Below are 20050 nucleotides of genomic sequence, written 5' to 3'. Positions count from 1 at the left end.
ATAAAGCAATCCTAGGCAGGTACCGAACGAAATACCGAGGGCGATACGCTTCGACCATTTGCCCACCAGCCTTCTTGACGATACCGTCTTCCACCTGCCTGTCGGCAACGGTGTGAACGTATGCACGCCGGAGTTTTCCGTTAGGGGTCTCGCGCATTCCACTCCGTAAGCACGGCGCGCGTCGTCGTTGCGTAGATGCCCCCACGCCCAGTTCACGCGCGTGGCCAGCGACGCTTCCCAATCCTCGCCGCGGCGATCCGGATGCAACCAGCGTTGCAGCCAACGATAGTGTTCGCGAATACGTTCCTGCGTGGTGTCCTTGCGCACACCGAGCACCCGGTACGCGTCGGCGTCGGGCTGGAACAACGCCTGTTGCAGATAAAACCGCGCTGCCTCAACTATATCGACTTCGGTTTCGTTGACCTCGCCGGCCAGATCGTGCAGGAGAGGCTGGGGCGCCGACGCCAGCTGGATGACAACGCCGATATCCTGCGGCAATTCCATGCCGCGCAGCGCATGGCGCTGAACGGGCGCGCGATACAAAGCAAGTGCGAGCTCCAGCGCTTCGCTTGCCATCGCCGACCCTATTTCTTGTTGAGCTTCAATGTGTCGCCATAACTATAGCCGTAGTAGTTATAGCCGTATGCCACGGTCTTGTAATTGTGCTGATTGATCATCGCCCCGATCAGGCGCGCGTGTGCTCCCCACAGCCGCTTGATCGACGATTTCGCCGAGGAAATCCGGGTTCCTCCCGCCTTCGTGACCAGCAAGGTACCGGTCGCGATATTCGCCAGCACCGGAGCATCGGCGATGCCCAGCACCGGCGGCCCATCGATGATGATCTGATCGTATTTTTCCCCCGCCGTGAGCAGCAGGGAAATCATTTTCGGCCCGGCCAGCAGTTCGGTCGGATTGGGTGGCACCGGGCCTGACAAGATAAGGTCAAGACGCGGGTTTTCCGTCTTCATGACGGTCTGCGCCATGGTGGATCCACCTGCAAGCAGGTTGCTCAGCCCAACGTCTGCCGACACGCGCAGTGTTTTGCCCAGCGACGGGCGGCGCATGTCGCCTTCGATAAGCAGCACACGTTTACCCAGCTGCGAAAGTCCCCGCGCCAGTGTCAGTGCCGCTGTCGACTTGCCTTCGCCAGGAGCCGGACTGGTAATCAGCAACACCTTCGGCGTACCACGATCAGTGGAAAACTGCAGCGCCGTACGCACTGAACGGTAGCTCTCGGAAAACGCTGAGCGTGGGTCTTTCTGTACCTCCTCGGTCGACTCCTTGTTGAGCTTCGGAATGATACCGAGCACCGGAAGGTGCAGATGCTTTTCGATATCCAGCGGCGTTCTCAGGGTGTCGTCGAGATACTCCAGCAGCAGCGCCATCAGGATTCCAAGCATGGAACCCAACAGCAAACCGACGCCGAGATTGCGCGATAGACTGGGCGCATAACGTCCACCGGGAACTTCGGCGCGATCCACGATGGAGATATTGCTGGATTTGACGCCACCCGCGATGCCGATTTCCTTGTAGCGCTGCAGCAACGCGTTGTAGAGCTGACGGTTCGTATCCGCGTCGCGTTTGAGGATGTTGTATTGGATGCTGCGGCTGTCGACATCGAGAGTCTGCACTCGCAGCTTGTCGATTTGCGCCTCGAGCATTTTTTGCTGCGCGACGGCAGCGTCATACTCTGCCTTGACTGAGGAGCGCACATTGGCGAACTCGCCCGCAATCTGTTTTTGTACGTTGTCGATCTGCCCCTTCAGGGCCAACATGGACGGATAGTCCGGCTTGTACGTCTGCAAGTTGTTTTGGTACTGCGCCTGCAGCTGCGCGTGCTGCTGCTGAAGGGTCAGCAGAACAGGATTGCCGCTGAGCATGTCTGCCGGCAGCGCCATGCCGCTTGTCGACTTCGCGGCATTCCAGCGCGCCTCCGCACGAATACGCTGATCCTGCGACTTCGCCATTGAAGCATTGAGGTCGGAAAGATTTTCCGCGACGAGCGAAGTACCGTCCTTGGTCGGTACGATATTTTCCTTCTGTGCGAATTCGACCAGCGCCCGCTCCGAGTCCTCGAGGCGCGATTTCAACTGCGTCAGTTGCTCCTCCAAGTACTTCTTCGCATAGGACGAAGCGCCGAACTGCCTATCCATGGTCGATGCGATAAATCCATCCGCGACGGCATTCGCAACCTGGGCGGAGAATGCCGGGATGACGCTGTCGAAATTGATTTGCACTAGGTGCGAGTTGCGCACGGGGTCGATCGACAGGCCACCTTGGACTATGCCGGCGGCGGCGCGCAACTTTCCGGCTTTGGCACCTGGAGCGGAGTCGAGATCCTTGCCCGGAGATTGGGGCTGATTGGTCGCATGTGATCCAAACCCCAGCAATCCGAACAGACGTCGCCACCACGTTGGCGCTGCAAGTCGTTGGCCCACGCCGCTGTCTGTCAGATTCAGATCTTCAGCCACGCGCTCGGCAAGCGAACGGCTTCGCAACAATCCGAATTGGGTCTGGTTATAACTCGGGTCGTAGTCGATATCCGTCTGCGACACGCCGTGGACATCCATGACCTGGATACTGTCCTTTTCGATCTGGATGACCGCCGTTGCCCGGTAGATCGGGGTGGTCAGCAGCGTCTGGATCAGGGCCAAAGCGACGACCGTCGAAATGATCCCAAGAATCAACCAGCGTCGCTTTACCAGCAACTGCCAGTATGCGAGCAGGTCGATTTCGTTCTGTTCCGCGCCGCGTTGACTATCTGAAATCTGTGGCGAAATGGATTGGCCGGGATTGAGTACGGCTACTTTGCGACCTGCTCCCTGGGGGTCTTGGCGGATTGGGAATTGATCCTCGCCGCCGCCAGGCGGGACCGGAAATTTGTCGTCTCTCATCGTGCTTTCTCGTCCGGTAACCGTACAGAAACTAAAGCAACAGGAACAAGCCGATTATCGGGATGGCTTCGAGTACCCTGCGCTCCGCGGACTTGCTTCCAGACTGCTCCACCACAATCACGTCATCGCCAAAGACTTGCGGATCCAAACTCCTTCCCGCCTGAATTTGGCGCAGATCGAACAGGGCCGCCATCTTCTTTCCTTCAATCTGACGGAATACCACGACGCCTTTCAAGTCGGCGAGTGGATCCAACCCGCCTGCAATGGCGACTGCCTGGAGCAGTGTCGTTTTCCCGGTAATCGGATAGATACCCGGGTTTTTCAGTGAGCCTTCCAAGGTGATTCTCTGGCTCGTGAACTCCTTGACGAAGACGCTGACTTGCGGGTTTTGCAAATAACTCTTTGCCAATAGATCCGCGAGAGCTTGCTCGAGCTCGGGAATGGTGTGTCCCCCCGCCTGCACCCCACCGATCAACGGCAGGGAAATCTGCCCGTTCGAGTTGACGCGAACGGTCCGGCTCAGGTCGGGCACACCGAAGACCGTGACATCGAGCAGATCCTGCGCGCCGATACGGTAGTCCGACTGCCCCTGATAGGCACCGGAAGCATTCGTCGTATCCGGCGGCGGCAGTGGAACGCCCGCCGGATGGGTCGTGCGTACTGGCACCGAATCGCAGCCAACGAGCACGATGGCCACGAAACAAGCGACAAAAAAGCGAAAAAACAGCAACTTCATAGGTACGTACTTGCCCTTCCGGGCCGCGGATTATGCCCTACCGAGCAAGGATTTCCAAAAGCTTCGCGAGGTTTTCGAAGGGCTCGGCCTGTCGAACCGTACCAACAAGTCGCTTGGGCTCATGTCGTCAACGATACCCTGAGGCCGCGTGACGACCATCCGCTCGGCCTCATCTGCGCCGACACGCCGCGCCGCGGCCTCGCGTCCTTCGCTCAGCAGCGGAGGACGTCGTGCCGAATGATGCGAATCGGTGGCAATAATATGAACCATTCCCTCGTCCAGCATTTTCTCGGACCAATATTTGGGAGATTTTCCGAATCGCCCGGTCAGGCTGCCCGAGGTAAGTTGCATCCAGACGCCCATTTCGACCAACTTCACAAACTCCTCGTAGTGGTCTTCGATCCATGTCAGCCGTTCAGGATGGGTGATGACCGGCACATACCCCGCGACCACCAACTTGAATACCGCATCCTGAAACCCCGGCGGTGCGACATGATGCGGTGGTTCGAGCAAGAGGTAGCGTGAGCCCGCCAGCGTGGGCACCCGCCCGGCGCGGATGCTGGCGGCCAGATCCGGTTCGAGATGCACGTCCGCGCCTTCCACCAGGCGCAGCGGAATTTCACGCTTGTCGAATTCGCTCCGCAGATTCGCGATCGCGGCGCGAATGCCGCTGGCCGTATTTTCGTACAACCCCGGATAGATATGCGGTGTGCACGCAATCGTACGGATGCCGTCGTTCGCCGCGATCCGCGCCATGGCCAGCGACATATCAAGGTCGGCTGCGCCGTCATCGATCCCGGGAAGTATGTGGCAATGAAGATCGATCATCGATTGGGGGAGTACGACGCAAGCAGGTTGTTCCGCCTGCAGATGTATCGCGCTACGACAGCTCCGTGTTTACCCGCTGATCCGACTCCGACGGGAACTCGGGATCATCGGTACGCAAAAGGATCGGGCGGCGAAGCCATTTGAAGAACTTTATCGCACGAGTCCGGCGAGCGCTCATCCAATACCACAGCACACACAGTCCGACAAAGGCAATGACCAGAAAAACATGCGGTACATGCAGGCGCAGCAATTGAGCAGCCGCCAAACCGCAGCCACAACTGAACAGGGCAAGGTCCACTGCCGCTCGCGTGGGTCCGAACCCGCTCTCGATCATCAGGTGATGGATATGATCGCGGTCTGCCGAAAATGGGGATCGCTTGCTGCGCAGTCTGCGAATCATCAGTACCAGGCAGTCGATGATCGGGACGAGAATCAACCACGGACCCAGCACGGGGCTCACGGGATGCGCGGGATTCTGCGTCAAGCGCACGGCGAAGCACGCGAGCGCCAGACCGAGAAAGGCGCTGCCCGCATTGCCCATGAAAATTTTCGCGCGCGGCTGCCAGGGAAAACGCAGGTTGTAGATCAGGAATCCCGCCACGGCGCCAATGAAGACCGGCAGCCGAAGAGATACAGCCGTATTGCCCGAATACAGCGCTGCGGCCTCGAACATCAGCAGGGCGCTGAGTACCAGCAATCCGGCCAATCCATCTGCTCCATCGATCATGTTGATCGCATTGATGATGCCGATGGTTATGAATACCGTGAACGGTACCGACAGCAATCCCAGCGAACCGGGCGGCAGGCCAACGATGTCGCCCAGTTGCTCGACGCGAATGCCACCCAGATAAACCATGACCAAGGCGGCGATCGCCTGTCCTCCAATCCGGGTTTTCCACGACAAATCGTGTTTGTCGTCCAGCACACCGACCAGTATCACAATGGTTGCAGCGAGCGCGAAGCCAAGCGAAGCGACACCGCTGTCGCCGACAAAGAAGATTCCCGCGATCAGCACGCCCCCCAGCATGGCGATGCCACCGGTCGCCGGCGTAGGACAACAGTGATCCTTGCGCCCGGCCGGATGGTCGAGCAGACCCAGGCGCCGCGCATGCGGGGTCAGCAGCCACAGCCCCAGGAGAGTCAGGGTGAACGCGACCGCGCAGCTGTAGAAGTCTCCAACTTCAAGCACGAATCCCCCATCTACCTTGCAAATGATCCTGTTCGAGCAGCGGCTATTGTGACGCTGCTTGTCTGACTGTGACGTTACCGGTCTACAGGATTCTGCGATCCTTGTCCGCCAGCCATTCAAGTTCCATCGATGATCCGGCCGGGAACGGGTCTTCGATTTCTACTTACCGAGTGCGTTTCGACTTAGCGACACAGGTCTCTAACCTGCTTTTCTGACATCGACAAGATGGCCCCGCTCCATTCGCAGCACACTATCTGCCAGAGCCAGACTGGCCGGTCGGTGGGTGATCAGTACCACCGTACGCTGGCTTAACAATTCCTTGCTCTCCTCGATAAACTCCCGCTCTCCCTCAGGATCGAACATCGCGGTCGCTTCATCGAGGATCAGTACAGAAGGATTCCTAAGCAAGGCTCTTGCCAACGCGATGCGCTGTTTCTGACCGCCGGAAAGCTTGATGCCCTGATCGCCGACAACCGTCGCATAACCATCCGGCAGACCGGCGACAAAGTCATGCGCGCGCGCCGCACGCGCCGCATCCTCGATTTGCTGGCGCGTCGCGGCGGCAAGCCCGTAGGCGATGTTGTCGTGTACAGAAGCGTTGAACAGCAAAACGTTCTGCGAAACCAGGCCGATATGTCCACGCAGGTTGCGCAGGCTGAGCTCGCGCAAATCGTGGCCATCGAGCAGGATGCGTCCGCTGTCGGGATCGGCAAAACGCAGCAACAGATGCACCAAGGTGCTCTTGCCGGCTCCGTTCACCCCGGTGATTGCCACGGTTTTCCCAGGCGCAATGTGCAGGTCGAGTTCATCCAGTACGTTCCCGCGTCCCGGATATCCGAAGTTTACCTTTTCAAAGGTGATCTCCCCTTTCACCGCCGATAGCTCCAAGCGGCCATCGTCAGGTTCCGGCATCTCGCCAAACAGTGCGACCAGCCGTTGCGCCGCACCGCGTGCCGATTGCAGCCGCCCATAGACGCTGGCGAGGCCGCTCATCGGTTGGGTCAGCAACAAACCATAGAGCAGCAGACTGACGAGATCGCCTGCGCTCAGGAAACCTTGCGCCACGTCGCGGCTCGCCAGCCACAGGAGCAGCAGCACTGCGAACGCCGAAACCACGCGTACGATCGGGCCTACTCGCGATTCGAGTCGCGCCTGGGTGATCTCAAGATCGCGCAGCACATGCGTCTGCGAAGTGAACCGATCGGATTCCGCAATTTCGCCGGCGTAGGCTTTCACGATCGGCAGCATCACCAGGTTCTGCTCCGCAATCGCGCTCTGGTCGGCATAGGCCTGCATGACCTCGTTGCCCAATGGCCGCAGTCGTCGCCCGATCAGGCGCAATGCAATGAACAGGACTGCGATCATCACAATGGCGCAGAGTCCGATCCAAGGCTCGATGCGCAGCATCATCAACGCGGCGCCCGCGCAGGTCACCAGCAAGGGCAGCAACGGGGTGGCGGTCTGGGTGACGAAATATCCGAGGCGGCTGACGTCCTGGGTCAATAGCGACAGAACCTCGCCACGGCGCCGATCATGATACCACTGCAGGGGCAAGGATTGCAGATGATCGAAACCGCGCGTGCTGACGTCGGCGATCAATTCCACGGTGGTTTTTTGCAGACGCAATTCCGCCGCGTAACTCAAGATGCTCTGCACGGCGAACAGAAGGAACCACGCCAGCAACAGGTAGGTCACATCCTCATGACGCAGGATCGCGCTGGAAAACCTTCCTGCCAGCCACGGGTTGACCAAAGCCGCGAGGCTCTGCAACAGGGTCAAAACCAGGGCGATACCCAGCGCGCAGCGATAGGGCCGCAGGAGTCCGAACAAAAAACAGTAATCCGCCGCCTCGCCAGGACGAGGCGCTTGTGTGCCTGCCACTTTGCTTCCGGAAGCGGTCGGCTCTACCCTAGCAGACGTCATTCAACCTACTCATCTCAACGAAACCTTCATGACCGCCTCCGCGACCAAGATCACCCTCGCTTCGCGTGTCCGGCCCTCGGCAAGTGCGCTGATTCAACCTACCGGCGATGAAGCCATTGTGCTTGATATCACAGGAGAGCGGTATTACGGCCTCAACGAGGTCGGCGCGCGACTATGGGCCTTGTTGATCTCCAATCCGCTGCTGGAGGACGCGCATCATCGTTTGCTCGATGAATACACAGTGACCGCGAGCGATCTGGAACGCGACTTGATCACGATCGTTGACCATCTCGCCGAAGCAGGATTGGTGAGTGTTGATTGAGTTGTCTCGCCATTGGTCGCGTTGGCGGCAACTGCCACGAGCCGAACGGCGCACCCTCGTTGCCTTTGCGCTCGCCCTGCCTTTGATCGATATCGGGATTCGAGCTTTCGGTTTGAAGCGTACGCAAAACGGACTCTCCTGGCTGGCTCGCAAGACGGTGCTTCGTCCGTGCTCAGGCGACGATCTGGTCAACGCGAACCGGCTGGCTGAACTTGCCAACATTGCCGGCACCCACGGCATCTACCACATCAGTTGTTTGCGCCAGGCAGTCCTCGTGCAACACCGGTTGCGACGGCAGGGTCTGCCCGTGAAACTACGTATTGGCGCAAGAAAAATTATCGATAGCGCCGTCGAAGCGCACGCTTGGGTCGAACTCGAAGGTGTTGCTCTGGGTCAACGGGACCTGGGTTACTCGGCGTTTCCCGACATGGATCAGCCGTCGCCGTGACGAAAAAATGATCACTCTCGGACGATGAAAGCGATCTGTGGTTTTTTCCGCCTCGATGGCGCGCCGGCAGATCCCTCGCAATTGGCGGCGATGCGCGCCGCACTCGTATTCAACCCCGCTGTAAATCCGGCGTCATTCGACGGTCTTACAATCGGGCCCGCTGCACTTGGCACGGCCGAATGGACCCGCGTATCGGCAAACAGCGACGAGGGCAACCTTGCGCACGACACGCAATCGGGTTGCGTGGCGGTCGTCGATGCACGCCTGGATGAACGCGGCAACCTGATCAAGCGCCTCGATCTGGGCGATGCGGCCGCGCACTCGACGCAAGCCAAGATCATCCTCCATGCCTATCTGCGCTGGGGCGAGCAGTGTGCTGCCGCGTTATACGGCGATTTCGCGTTCGCGATCTGGGATCCACGTCATCGGCGCCTGTTTTGCGCGCGCGACATCATGGGTGTGCGCCCGCTTTACGTTCACCACAGACCAGGAAAACTGTTCGCGTTCGCATCACGCGCGCAAGCGTTGCTGAGTTTGCCCGATGTACCCAACGACTTGAACGAGGGCCGCATTGCCGACGTACTCGTGCAACAACTCGAAGGCATCGACAAGACCTGCACGTTCTTTAACGCCGTGCAACGCCTGCCACCGGCCCATTTCGTCGCAACACAGTCCGATCGTAGTCAGCAGCAACGGTACTGGCGTCTGCAACCGGGCTTGATTGCGCACGTTCCAGCCACCGACGCGCAATGGGCCGCTGGTCTCACTGAAGTGCTCGAACACGCCGTGGGCAACCATCTTGCTGGTGGTGACCGTGTCGGCTGCATGCTCAGCGGGGGTCTGGATTCTTCCACCTTGGCCGTCATCGCCAGGGACCAGCTTGCCGCGGCCGGCAACGCGCTACTGCCAACGTTTTCCAGCATCGGGAATGATCCTGACTGTCTGGAAACTCAGGCGATCCGTGCCATGCTCGAACTGCCCGGATTCGCTCCCACGCTGATCGATCCCGATGCGCTGGAAACGATGCGCGCCGAACTCATTGCGGCAGTTCAGGAATCTGAAGAACCGTTCGATCATTCGATGCTGCTGATCCATGCCCAATACATGTCCGCGGCGCGAAACAAAATCGACGCGCTGATGGATGGCATCGATGGCGATACGCTGTTCTCCGAAGCGGGGGGGCTCAAGCGCCAATTGCGGGCTGGACATTGGCTCGCCGCCTGGCGCAACGCGCGCGGCGACCAACGCATTTACCCGGGTCTGCCCGCGTGGAAGAGCCTCGCTTTCGCCGCGCGCAGCGCGCTGACGCCCGATTGGCTGCGTCAACGTACGCGACAGCAGCGCTTGGGTTTGCGAACCCGCGACTGCGTCAGGACGACTGTGATCTCACCCGATTTTGCGGCCCGCATCGACCTGCAGGATCGACTGCAGCGGTTCGATGGCTGGCAAGGCGTGACCCCACGCGACGTTGTCTCCCAGGCGCTGCAGTCGCTCGACCAAACTTACACGACCTGCGGTATCGAGCGTTATCACCGTGTTGCCGCCTGGCATGGCGTCGATCCCCGCCATCCATTCAGCGATCGCAAAGTTCTGGAATTCTGCGTCAATCTTCCGGATGCGCAGCGCATGGCCAACGGTTGGAGCAAGTATGTATTGCGTCGAGCCATGCAATCGCGTTTGCCGGAAACAGTCTGCTGGCGCCTTGGCAAACAACATCTGGGCTGGAGTCTGATCGAGCAGTTGCTGTTGAAAAATGCCGAGGATGTGCATCAATGTCTGGCCGCTTACCGCAACGTGCTAATCCCCTACGTCGATATGCACAAGCTGGATCTTGCACTGCGCCAGTGGCAACAACCAAAACAGTACGCCGCGCGAAACGCTGTATTCGACACACTGACCCTTGGCGGCTGGCTGGCGCATCGCGCATCTGCGGGTGGGTAACGTCGCCTGTTCCTCGACTAGGCAGCCAAATGAGGCAAACGTTCCACCCTAGTCGTGCCCAGGTGACCGATGCGTCTGAATACCCTCCCATGTTTCGAGCCGAGGCCAGCTTGAAGAGATTCGCAATCTGTTATATGTTGGAACCAACAGTAGGGGTGCCTGTCATGGTTGCGGATCGTAAATCCAATGAGTTGGCGGAAGGCGTTTTGCAACGGAAAGCTTATGCCGCACCGCTCGTGGTGCTATATGGAGCCGTCACCGATCTCACCGCTGCCGGATCGGGCAGTTCAAAAGAAGGCATAAACGGCGGCGGCAATTGCAATCAAAGCCCGCGCAAGGCGCATTGCTAGCGCCAATCGGCTCGGCTTGGCTGCGCCTGTAGCCTCAGCGAATCACTTTGCGCTGCACGAGTCCTATCTGGCTCAGAAATTCGACCCGTTGCCGCGACTCGATCAAACTCGGTACGCCATTGAAGTTGGCGCGAGGGGAGTAACACTCCACCTGATGGCCGCGAGCGGTTGACCTCGGTGATCTATCTTTTCGCGGGCCATACCGTCTCATCTGCCTTCGTCTTACTGGGACTGCCGGTCGCGCCGGCTGTTTGCGGACTAGCGGATTTTCGTGTCGTCATCGAGGATGCGGGCGATTCGCTCGCTGCCGAGACCACATGGCAGCATCGGTGGCGCGATCCGTTCGGCAATATTTCGTTGTCGTTCGCACGATGTGGTGACTCGCTTGTCCTGCATTTCCCGGACGCCGCCAAAGTAACTGCCTCTCCTGATGGCACGGTTGCGGTGTCACGCGCACCCAGGGCGAGCGACGAGACCCTTTGCCACGTCCTGCTCGATCAGGTCCTGCCGCGATTGCTGGCCCACCGCGGCCATCTGGTCGTGCATGCCGCTGCCGTCGTAGATGACGACCGCCACGGCATCGCGATCATCGGCGACAGCGGTCGCGGCAAATCGACTCTGTCTGCTGCCCTGGCGGCAAGCGGCTGTCGTTTGCTGAGCGACGATTGTTTGCTGCTCGAATTGGACGAACGTGCCGTACACGCCATCCCCAGTTATCCGGGCCTGCGCTTGTTGCCGGATTCGCTCACGGCGCTGTACGGCGAGACGCCTCCGGACACGAGCCCGGTCGCGCACTACACGGACAAACGTCGCCTCGCGCGTACCGACAACCGCAAACCGCAACCATCGACGGTGACGGCCATGCTGCTCCTGCAGCCACCTGTGGACAGCGCTGAAATTCGGATCGACCCGCTGTCGCCGCAACAGGCCTGCATCGAATTGGTGCGCAACGCGTTTCAACTCGATCTCGGCGATATGCAGCGCGCTAGCAAGCTGTTGGCGCAGGCCGCGGAAATTACGCGCCGTGTACCGGTCTTCTCCATCGCGTATCCACGCCACTACGCTGCACTGCCCAACGTGACTGAGCAAATCCGCACGTTGATTTCGACAATTGCGGCGAGGCCGCCGGATCCAGACAGAATGTGAAATCGTCATTATTGGTGGGCCGTGCTGGATTTGAACCAGCGACCAACGGATTAAAAGTCCGCTGCTCTACCAACTGAGCTAACGGCCCTGATCCAACAAGACAACGCGTCATGCATGAACGCGGTGATAACCGAGCGTGGCGGCACCTGCAGTCGCGCTTTGCGGGCCGCGCAGTTTAGTAGTCGCAGCGCAAATCAGCAAGAAAAGCCGGCCGAACCCGTCGTGCCGACGGCATATTCCGCGATGTCAGCGATAGCGCGTCGGATCGGCGACTCCGGCGTCGGTGAAGCCCTGCGCACGCAAGCGGCAGGCGTCGCAACGGCCGCAGGCACGACCTTCGGCATCGGCCTGGTAGCAGGACACGGTGGTGGCGAAATCGACGTCGAGGCGCAGACCTTCGCGCACGATATCGGCCTTGCTCAAATGGATCAGCGGCGCGTGAATGTGCAACTGCGCGCCTTCGACGCCGGCCTTGGTCGCCAGATTGGCGAGCTGCTCGAATCCGGCGACGAACTCAGGGCGGCAGTCCGGATAGCCGGAATAGTCGATCGCATTCACCCCGCAGAAAATATCGTTGGCGCCGAGCACCTCGGCCCAGCCGAGTGCGATGGCGAGCATGATCGTGTTGCGCGCGGGCACGTAGGTGACCGGAATGCCCGCAGCCGCGTGCTCGGGCACCGCGATTTCAGCGGTCAGCGCCGAGCCGCCGATGCTGCGCAAATCCACTTTTACCGTTTTGTGCACAGCGCCGAATTGCGCGGCGACGCGCTGCGCGCCGGCGAGTTCGGAAATGTGACGCTGGCCATAGTCGACACTGAGGGCGTGGCAGGCGAAGCCTTGCGCGCGCGCGATCGCGAGCGTGACGGCGGAGTCCATGCCACCTGAGACGAGTATGACTGCGCGTGCTTTTTTTATTTCTTCGAACATATTGATGCAATGGATTCCAGTGGATGAATAAAGCGCCCCCATCCGACTGCCGCCACCTTCCCCCGCTTCGCAGGGGAAGGATTCGCGGCCCGGCGCTCTCCCAAGTCCCGAGTCCCGAGTCCCGGCTCTCTATCTTCCGGACACCTCGCCCCACAACAACTTGTGCAACTGCACCTGCATGCGCACTTCGATCCGGTCGGCCAGAATCCATTCGGCCAGTTCGCGTGACGCAAGCTTGCCATGCACCGGCGAGAACAACACTTCACAACGCTCCGTGAGATCGCGTTCACGCAACACGCTCAGCGCCCAGTCGTAATCGGCGCGATCCGCGAGCACGAACTTGACTTGATCCTGCGGCGTCAACAGCGCGAGATTGCTCCACAGATTGCGCGCGACTTCGCCGGAACCTGGCGCCTTGAGATCGACGACCCTGGTCACGCGCGGATCGACCTGCGCCACGTCGAGCGCACCCGAGGTTTCCAGCGAAACCTCGTAGCCCGCATCGCACAGCCGTTGCAGCAAGTCGAGACAGCGCTTCTGCGCGAGCGGTTCGCCGCCGGTCACGCACACATGCCGCGTTTTATACTTTGCCACTTCCTGCACAATGTCGCTTATCTCGCGCCATTCGCCGCCGTGGAACGAATATTCGGTATCGCACCAGACGCAGCGCAGCGGGCAACCGGTCAGGCGCACGAACACGGTCGGCCAGCCGACGCAGCGCGCCTCGCCCTGCAGGGAGTGGAAGATTTCTGTGATGCGCAGCCGGTCGCCTGCGGCTGCGGCGGTTGCGTTCGACATCGCGCCTGCGTCGTGGTGCATGGCGCGTTCGGCCGCGCCGGTCCGCGGACCTAGTGCCGCTCGAGCTTGAGCGCGCGCAGGCGGCCCTGCGCGAGGTTCGCTTCCTGCGTGCCGGGATATTTCTGCCCGACCTCATTGAGCGTCGCCTCGGCCTTGTCCCACTGCTTCAGTTCGTACTGGCAGTAGCCGACCTTGAGCAAGGCGGCCGAGGCTTTCTGGCTGTTCGGAAACTGCGCGAGCAACTTGCTGAAGGTGTCGAGCGAAACCGGATAGTTCGCGGTGACGTAATACGACTCGCCGAGCCAGTAGTAGGCATTGGGCGTCAGGTCGCTGTTCGGATACTTGCCGATGAACGCCTGGAACTGGCGCGCCGATTCCGCGTAGCGGCCGTCCTTGAGCGCGCCGAAAGCCTGATCGTAGGCAGCTTTCTCATCGCCCCCGCCCACTGCCGGGTTGCTCAACTGCGCAGTCGGTGCTGCTGCAACGGCTGGCGCAGCATTCTGTTCAGGCGCAGGTGGTGGCGCTGCATTGCCTGCTGTGGCGGCAGTTCCGCCGAGCGGCACGTCCTGCATCTGGTTGTTGGCGGGCGCCGGGGCCGGCGCTGCGGCAGCCGCACCGGGTGAGCGTCCTTCGAGCCGCGCGATGCGTGAATCCAGATCGACGTACTTGTCGTTGCTTTGCTGCTTCAGCTGATCCAGCTGATGCTTCAGTTCCTCGTTCTGGCCCTGCAGGGACTGTATCTGCGCCTGCAGCGCATTGATCTGATTGACCAGATCGACGCTGCCCTGTGCCTGCGTCTGCTGCTGTTCGAGTTTGTCGACACGCTCGGCCAAGCTCGCACGCTGGGCGTGGGCGGGAAGGGAAAATGCGACGGCGGCCCCGAAGGCCGCCGCGCAAATGGAACGAGTCACGCTTGTGTGCATCGAATTACTGCTTCGCGGTGTAGACGATCTCGACGCGGCGGTTCTTCTGCCAGCACCCTTCACCGTGTTCGCGGCAGACCGGACGCTCTTCGCCATAGCTGACGACATTGAGCTGACTGGTCGACGCACCGGCGGCGGACAGCGCGCTGGACACCGAGTTGCCGCGGCGCTCGCCGAGGCCAAGGTTGTATTCACGCGTACCGCGCTCGTCGGCGTTGCCTTCGAGGGTCACGCGCGCACTCGGAAACTGACGCAGGTAGGCGGCATGGCAGGCAATCGCGGCCTCGTACTCGGAATGGATATCGGTCTTGTCCAGATCGAAATAGACGATGCGCTGACGCAGGCAGGAGTCGGAATCCAGGCTATCAACGGTGTAAGAGCCGGCCCTGGCGGGTGCGGTCGTGGTGGCGGCGACTTCATTCGCCGGCGCCGGCGGTGCGGGCTTCTTCTGGTTGCTGGAACATGCGACCAGGGTTGCACTTGCCACAGCGGCGGTCAGGATGACGCGAAACGGGAGCTTCATGTTATTTGCCTCAATCGGTTATTCAGGGGGTAGGTTGCTTGCTTCGACTTCCTTTCGAACTACAAATTATTGTCCACGCTGCCGGTATGGCGACCAAGCTGGCGAACGAACATCTCCGTCGGCCAATACGAGCCGCTGACGCACACGTCCGTCGGCCGATACAGCGTAGAGCACATCGCGAGAACCCTCCGTCGCGGCGTACAGAATCATGCTCGCATTCGGGGCGAAACTGGGCGATTCGTCGAAATTACCCGTCGAAACGACCGTGGAGGTGCCCGAACTGCGATCTAGAACAGCAATATGATACACATTTCCGTTGCCTTGCGACATAGCGATCTTCTTGCCGTCAAAGCTTACCGACGCTCTGGCATTGTACTCGCCGCTGAACGTGATACGCGTGCCGTCGCCGCCGCTACTGGCTGAAGTCTCATAGATCTGCGGCTTGCCCGAGCGATCGGAGGTGAAATAGAGGCTCTGGCCATCCGGCGTCCAGGTCGGCTCGGTATCGATCGAGAAGTGCTTGGTGATCTGGGTCAGATGCCGGCTGCCAAGGTCCAGCACGTAAATGTCGGGATTGATGCCGTTCGACAGGGCCAGCGCAAGCTTGCTGCCGTCCGGCGAAAACGCCGGCGCGCCGTTGATGCCCTTGTTTGCCGACACGACCTCGCGCGAACCAGTGGAAATGTCCTGGATATAGATCGAGGAATTGCCGCGCTCGAACGACACGTAGGCGAGCTTGCGCCCGTCCGGCGACCATGCCGGCGACATCAGCGGCTGCCGCGACGAGACCACGGTCTGCGGGCCGTAGCCGTCGGAATCGGCCACCATCAAGGCGTAGGCCGTGTTGCTGCCGCTGCCCTTGGCGGTGACATAGGCGATGCGCGTCCAGAATGCGCCGCGCACACCGGTGATTTTTTCGTAGATGATATCGGCAGCCTGATGCGCGATGCCGCGCAGATCGCTGCGCTGGCCGCTGATCGAGAGGGCTGCGAGCTTCTTCTGATCGCCGACCGTGTACAACTCGAAATCGACGGTTGCCTCGCCGCCAGTGCCGCCGGTCACCCGGCCCACGACGATGTAGTCCTGCTTGAGCAGGCGCCAGGTCGGGAACTTGATGTCATCGCCGCGCGCGGGGAATTCGATGATGTCGCTCTTGGCCAGCGAACGAAACTGGCCGCAGCGGTTCAGGTCGCTGCGGATCACGTCGGCGACATCGGTCTCCGGCGGCGTGCCGCCACCCTCGTTGGCAAACGGCACGGTCACGATCGGAATCGCCGAGGCATTGCCGTTGGCGATTTCCAAAGTCAGGCCCTGTGCGAACAGTTGCGGCGCGCACAGGCCGAGTATCAGTGTGGCAAGCCATAGTGAAAGTTGCTTGTGCATGTTCTAGTTCCCTTCGTATTTGAAGATGAAAGTGATTTCGCGCTGAAACACTTTTTCGTAACCCCTATAGGGTAACGGTTGCGCCTTGGTAACTGCTTGCTTGATCGACTCTTGCGTGATTTGATCCGCGTTGCACGGCGTACCGATATTTGCCGAGATCACAGTACCACCGGGAATCTGAACAATACGCACAGCACAGCGTAATCCGGTGGGTGCCGTATCCGGCCGATTCCAATTATCAGTTACTACCTTGGTGATCGCTGAATTGTATGCAGCGGCCAAACTCGCATCCTCACCATTCGCTCCTGTTTTCGCCACTGCCGCATCGGGCACATCCGCCTGCTTGGGCTGCGACTGCTGCTTCTGCAGATCGTCCAGCTGCTTCATTTTTTCCTGCGCCAGCCGCGTCTGTTTCGCCGCCTTGTCGCGTTCCTTGTGGATATCGTCGAGCTGCTTCTGGATCTGCTGCTGCTTGGCTTCGGCTTCCTGGCGTTTTTTCTCCTCGTCGAGCAGGATCTGCTGCTGGCGATGCTTCTCCTCCTGCTCGCGCTTGGCCTGTTCGGCCTTCTGCTCGGCGATTTCCGCGATCTTTTCCTGTTCCTTGTTGTCGTTGCGCTGTACGGTCGGCGGCGGCTCTTTCACTTCCGGCGGCTTGGGCGGTTCCGGCGCGGGCGGCGGCTCCACCGGCTTGGGCGGCGCGGGCTTCGGCTTGCTCGGCGCGCGCGCGCGCGGTGCGGCCGACGGGCCAACGATCTCCGCGTCGATCGTCGGACCTATCATCGCCACCGGGCGCGCACTCTGCGTCCACAGCAAGCCGACGAACAGCGACGCGAACACCGCCAGATGCACCATAAATGCATACAGATAGGCGCGTGTTTTGTCCCTGATAGTCTCCATCTGACGTCGCGCAGCCTTACTTTTTCGCGTCTGCTTGCTGGCCGTTACCTGGCTGGCTCATCAGCAGCAGCTTGGTCACGCCGCTGTCTTTCAGGCCCGGCAGGATCTGGTAAACCTGCCCGTACAATGCGCGCTCGTCGCCGCCCAGCAGCACCGGCACCTGCGGATCCTGGCGCACGACCGCGGCGACCTTTTTGATCAGGTCTTCGGGACTGATCTCCTCGCGCGGCGAGCCGCCAAGCGTGAGGTAGAACTTGCCGTCCTTGTCCACGCTGATCAGGATCGGCTCCTTGTCGATCTGCACCGCTTTCGCGGTCGATTGCGGCAACTTGATGTCCACGCCGAGATTGAGCAGCGGCGCAGTGACCATGAAGATGATCAGCAGCACGAGCATGACGTCGATATACGGCACGACGTTGATTTCGGCCTTGAGTTTGCGTTTTTTGCGAGTGCGCATGTCTAGGGTTTCAACGGATTGGGCATCTGCGCAGGTCAGGCTGGATCGTCGGAATGCGCCTGGCGCTGCAGGATCGAGGAAAATTCCTCGACGAAGGCGTTGTAGCGCGTGGCGATGCGCTCCAGCCGGGTCTGGTAGCGGTTGTAGGCCCACACCGCGGGAATCGCCGCGATCAGGCCCATCGCGGTCGCGATCAGCGCCTCGGCGATGCCGGGCGCGACCGTTGCGATGGTCGCCTCCTTCATGTTCGCAAGACCGACGAATGCGACCATGATGCCGGCGACGGTGCCGAGCAGGCCGACATACGGACTGATCGAACCGACATTCGCGAGAAATTCGAGATTCTGCTCGAGCCGGTCGATCTCGCGGCTCTCGGCCACGCGCATGCCGCGCTGCGCGCCTTCGAGCATAGTGCGCGAATCCATCTGGCGGCGCTGGCGCAGACGCGCGAATTCGCGGAAGCCCGCCTCGAAAATGCTTTCGATGCCGGTGACCGCGCCGCTGCCCGCGGTGACTTCGCGGAACAGGCCGGCGAGATCGGCGCCGGACCAGAAACGCTCCTCGAATTCGTCCGCACCGCGCATCGCCTTGGTCAGCATGGCGCGCTTGCGGAAGATGATCACCCAGGACATGAAGGAAAAAATCAGCAGGATGGCCATGACCACTTTGACGAAGATACTGGCTTGCAGCATCAGGTCGAGAATATTCAGACCGCCGTTCATTGTTATTTGTTCTCCACAAACAAGGTTTTCGGGATGCGACAGGGTTTGAAGTCGGCTGCCGCGACACACGCCGCGCGTACCCGCGCGCGCGCGATGACGGCGCCATCGCTGCGCCGAAGTATACATTGCGTGAAAGTCATCGAAGCTGAACGACGCTCCACGGGTTCGAGTTCGACATCGAGTTCGTCGTCGAGTTTCGCCGCCTGCAGAAACTCAATCGACATATCGCGCACGACGAACGCAATGCCGAGATCGGCGCGCACGCGGCTCTGATCGATGCCCTGCGCGCGCAACCACTCGGAACGCGCGCGTTCGAGGAAGCGCAGATAGCTTGCATGATAGACCACCCCGCCGGCATCGGTATCTTCCCAGTAGACGCGGATGGGCCAGGTGAAGGCCGGGCCCGGGACTAGGGACTCGGGACTCGGAGAAGCGGACCGCGCGGGAGTCATGGCGAAACCATTTCCATTGAAACGATTGAAGATGCAGGATGCGTGCGCACGCGCAGCACGAATTCTTGGCTCATGCTTTTTCCCCGAGTCCCGAATCCCGAGTCCCGAGTCCCGAATCGTCCTCGAACAAATCTTCCACGACGGCGCGTTTCGGCGCCCTCAATCCCAGATGCCGATACGCCTTGCTGGTGACCATGCGGCCGCGCGCAGTGCGCATCAGGAATCCCTGCTGGATCAAATACGGTTCGAGCACGTCCTCGATCGTGCCGCGCTCTTCGGACAGCGCTGCGGCGAGCGATTCGACGCCGACCGGGCCGCCGTCGAAATGGTCGATGATCGTGCCGAGCAGACGGCGGTCGAGCGCGTCGAATCCGGCGGCGTCAACCTTGAGCATTTCCATCGCCGCGATCGCAACCTCGCGCGTGATCTTGCCGCTGGCCTTGACCTCGGCGAAATCGCGCACGCGGCGCAGCAGCCGGTTCGCGATGCGCGGCGTACCGCGCGCGCGGTTGGCGATTTCCACAGCACCGGCGTCGACGCAGGCGATGCCGAGAATTTTCGCCGAGCGGCGCACGATCGCGGCGAGTTCGTCGGGTGTGTAGAACTCCAGACGCTGCACGATGCCGAAGCGGTCGCGCAGCGGACTGGTCAGCAGGCCCGCACGCGTCGTTGCGCCAATCAGGGTGAACGGCGGCAGGTCGAGCTTGATCGAACGCGCGGCCGGGCCTTCGCCGATCATGATGTCGATCTGGTTGTCTTCCATCGCCGGATAGAGGATTTCCTCGACCACCGGCGACAGGCGATGGATCTCGTCGATGAACAACACATCGCGCGGCTGCAGGTTGGTCAGCAGTGCGGCGAGATCGCCGGCGCGCTCGATGACCGGGCCCGAGGTCGAACGCAGATTGACGCCAAGTTCGTTGGCGATCACATGCGACAGCGTGGTCTTGCCCAATCCCGGCGGGCCGAAGATCAGCACGTGGTCGAGCGCCTCGCCGCGGCGCCGCGCGGCCTCGATGTAGATCCCGAGCTGCTCGCGCACCGTTTGCTGGCCCAGATATTCGGCGAGCTTTCTCGGTCGGATCGATGCCTCGATCACCTCGTCTTCGGGCATGGCAGTGGGGGAAATGGCGCGGTCGGTCATGCCAAGGATTATGGCACGCGCCGGCGTGGAGACGGGTAGCCGGGTAG

The 20050-nt window shown here is 60.7% G+C and carries 21 protein-coding genes and 1 tRNA gene; 5 read left to right on the top strand and 17 right to left on the bottom strand.

What is annotated here, in order from left to right; all coding sequences use genetic code 11:
* From VIE67_RS10985 to VIE67_RS10960, 6 genes are all read right to left on the bottom strand, one after another.
* Positions 1 to 576, bottom strand: a 576-nt coding sequence (locus tag VIE67_RS10985) for a J domain-containing protein (protein ID WP_332026131.1), incomplete at its 3' end; no start/stop codon positions are given.
* An 8-nt stretch (positions 577 to 584) separates the two neighbouring features.
* On the bottom strand, positions 585 to 2894 hold the full coding sequence (locus VIE67_RS10980) for a GumC family protein (protein WP_332026129.1): 2310 nt from the start codon (positions 2892 to 2894) through the stop codon (positions 585 to 587).
* Between the two features lie 31 nt (positions 2895 to 2925).
* Positions 2926 to 3630 (bottom strand): polysaccharide biosynthesis/export family protein, encoded by a 705-nt coding sequence (locus VIE67_RS10975; protein WP_332026127.1) that lies wholly within the window; start codon positions 3628 to 3630, stop codon positions 2926 to 2928.
* Between the two features lie 30 nt (positions 3631 to 3660).
* Complete coding sequence (locus VIE67_RS10970) at positions 3661 to 4458, bottom strand: tyrosine-protein phosphatase (protein WP_332026125.1); 798 nt, start codon at positions 4456 to 4458, stop codon at positions 3661 to 3663.
* Between the two features lie 52 nt (positions 4459 to 4510).
* Complete coding sequence (locus tag VIE67_RS10965) at positions 4511 to 5767, bottom strand: MraY family glycosyltransferase (RefSeq protein ID WP_332026123.1); 1257 nt, start codon at positions 5765 to 5767, stop codon at positions 4511 to 4513.
* Between the two features lie 78 nt (positions 5768 to 5845).
* Positions 5846 to 7477, bottom strand: a complete 1632-nt coding sequence (locus VIE67_RS10960; RefSeq protein ID WP_332026121.1) for an ABC transporter ATP-binding protein — start codon at positions 7475 to 7477, stop codon at positions 5846 to 5848.
* A 121-nt stretch (positions 7478 to 7598) separates the two neighbouring features.
* Between VIE67_RS10960 and VIE67_RS10955 the strand changes: the two genes are divergently transcribed.
* The 5 genes from VIE67_RS10955 (at position 7599) to VIE67_RS10935 (ending at position 11777) form a co-directional block, all read left to right on the top strand.
* Positions 7599 to 7892 carry a PqqD family protein gene (locus VIE67_RS10955; protein ID WP_332026119.1) on the top strand — a complete coding sequence of 98 codons (294 nt, stop codon included), beginning with the start codon at positions 7599 to 7601 and terminating at the stop codon, positions 7890 to 7892.
* A complete protein-coding gene (locus VIE67_RS10950) occupies positions 7882 to 8340 on the top strand; it encodes a lasso peptide biosynthesis B2 protein (RefSeq protein ID WP_332026117.1) in 459 nt (152 codons plus the stop codon). The genes VIE67_RS10955 and VIE67_RS10950 overlap by 11 nt, the downstream gene beginning before the upstream one ends.
* Positions 8341 to 8364: 24 nt before the next feature.
* Positions 8365 to 10281 (top strand): asparagine synthase-related protein, encoded by a 1917-nt coding sequence (locus VIE67_RS10945; RefSeq protein ID WP_332026115.1) that lies wholly within the window; start codon positions 8365 to 8367, stop codon positions 10279 to 10281.
* 164 nt (positions 10282 to 10445) lie between these two features.
* Positions 10446 to 10631, top strand: coding sequence for a hypothetical protein (locus VIE67_RS10940; protein ID WP_332026113.1), 186 nt, complete (start codon positions 10446 to 10448; stop codon positions 10629 to 10631).
* Between the two features lie 168 nt (positions 10632 to 10799).
* The gene (locus VIE67_RS10935; protein WP_332026111.1) at positions 10800 to 11777 is read left to right on the top strand and encodes a hypothetical protein; all 978 of its coding nucleotides are present in this window, start codon (positions 10800 to 10802) and stop codon (positions 11775 to 11777) included.
* 12 nt (positions 11778 to 11789) lie between these two features.
* On the opposite strand, the gene VIE67_RS10930 is transcribed toward VIE67_RS10935, so the two are convergent.
* The 11 genes from VIE67_RS10930 to ruvB form a co-directional block, all read right to left on the bottom strand.
* Positions 11790 to 11865 (bottom strand) — tRNA-Lys (locus tag VIE67_RS10930).
* Between the two features lie 158 nt (positions 11866 to 12023).
* On the bottom strand, positions 12024 to 12704 hold the full coding sequence (gene queC, locus VIE67_RS10925; protein WP_332026109.1) for a 7-cyano-7-deazaguanine synthase QueC: 681 nt from the start codon (positions 12702 to 12704) through the stop codon (positions 12024 to 12026).
* A gap of 129 nt (positions 12705 to 12833) precedes the next feature.
* Positions 12834 to 13502 (bottom strand): 7-carboxy-7-deazaguanine synthase QueE, encoded by a 669-nt coding sequence (gene queE / locus VIE67_RS10920; RefSeq protein ID WP_332026107.1) that lies wholly within the window; start codon positions 13500 to 13502, stop codon positions 12834 to 12836.
* A 50-nt stretch (positions 13503 to 13552) separates the two neighbouring features.
* Positions 13553 to 14335 (bottom strand): tol-pal system protein YbgF, encoded by a 783-nt coding sequence (ybgF, locus tag VIE67_RS10915; protein WP_332026105.1) that lies wholly within the window; start codon positions 14333 to 14335, stop codon positions 13553 to 13555.
* 94 nt (positions 14336 to 14429) lie between these two features.
* On the bottom strand, positions 14430 to 14948 hold the full coding sequence (gene pal / locus VIE67_RS10910) for a peptidoglycan-associated lipoprotein Pal (protein ID WP_332026103.1): 519 nt from the start codon (positions 14946 to 14948) through the stop codon (positions 14430 to 14432).
* Between the two features lie 66 nt (positions 14949 to 15014).
* Entirely contained in the window at positions 15015 to 16331 is a 1317-nt protein-coding gene (gene tolB / locus VIE67_RS10905) for a Tol-Pal system beta propeller repeat protein TolB (RefSeq protein WP_332026101.1), read from the bottom strand.
* A gap of 3 nt (positions 16332 to 16334) precedes the next feature.
* Positions 16335 to 17228 carry a cell envelope integrity TolA family protein gene (locus tag VIE67_RS10900; protein ID WP_332026099.1) on the bottom strand — a complete coding sequence of 298 codons (894 nt, stop codon included), beginning with the start codon at positions 17226 to 17228 and terminating at the stop codon, positions 16335 to 16337.
* Positions 17229 to 17244: 16 nt separating this feature from the next.
* Positions 17245 to 17685 carry a protein TolR gene (gene tolR, locus VIE67_RS10895; RefSeq protein ID WP_332026097.1) on the bottom strand — a complete coding sequence of 147 codons (441 nt, stop codon included), beginning with the start codon at positions 17683 to 17685 and terminating at the stop codon, positions 17245 to 17247.
* A gap of 35 nt (positions 17686 to 17720) precedes the next feature.
* On the bottom strand, positions 17721 to 18407 hold the full coding sequence (tolQ, locus tag VIE67_RS10890) for a protein TolQ (protein ID WP_332026095.1): 687 nt from the start codon (positions 18405 to 18407) through the stop codon (positions 17721 to 17723).
* A gap of 2 nt (positions 18408 to 18409) precedes the next feature.
* Positions 18410 to 18859, bottom strand: a complete 450-nt coding sequence (gene ybgC, locus VIE67_RS10885) for a tol-pal system-associated acyl-CoA thioesterase (RefSeq protein ID WP_332026093.1) — start codon at positions 18857 to 18859, stop codon at positions 18410 to 18412.
* A gap of 70 nt (positions 18860 to 18929) precedes the next feature.
* Positions 18930 to 20003: a Holliday junction branch migration DNA helicase RuvB gene (gene ruvB / locus VIE67_RS10880; protein WP_332026091.1), complete on the bottom strand. Its 1074-nt coding sequence runs from the start codon at positions 20001 to 20003 to the stop codon at positions 18930 to 18932.
* Positions 20004 to 20050 lie beyond the last annotated feature (47 nt).

Source organism: Rudaea sp., from assembly GCF_036560865.1.
Lineage (GTDB): Bacteria > Pseudomonadota > Gammaproteobacteria > Xanthomonadales > Rhodanobacteraceae > Rudaea.
This window is presented reverse-complemented; position numbering and strand designations above follow the sequence as displayed.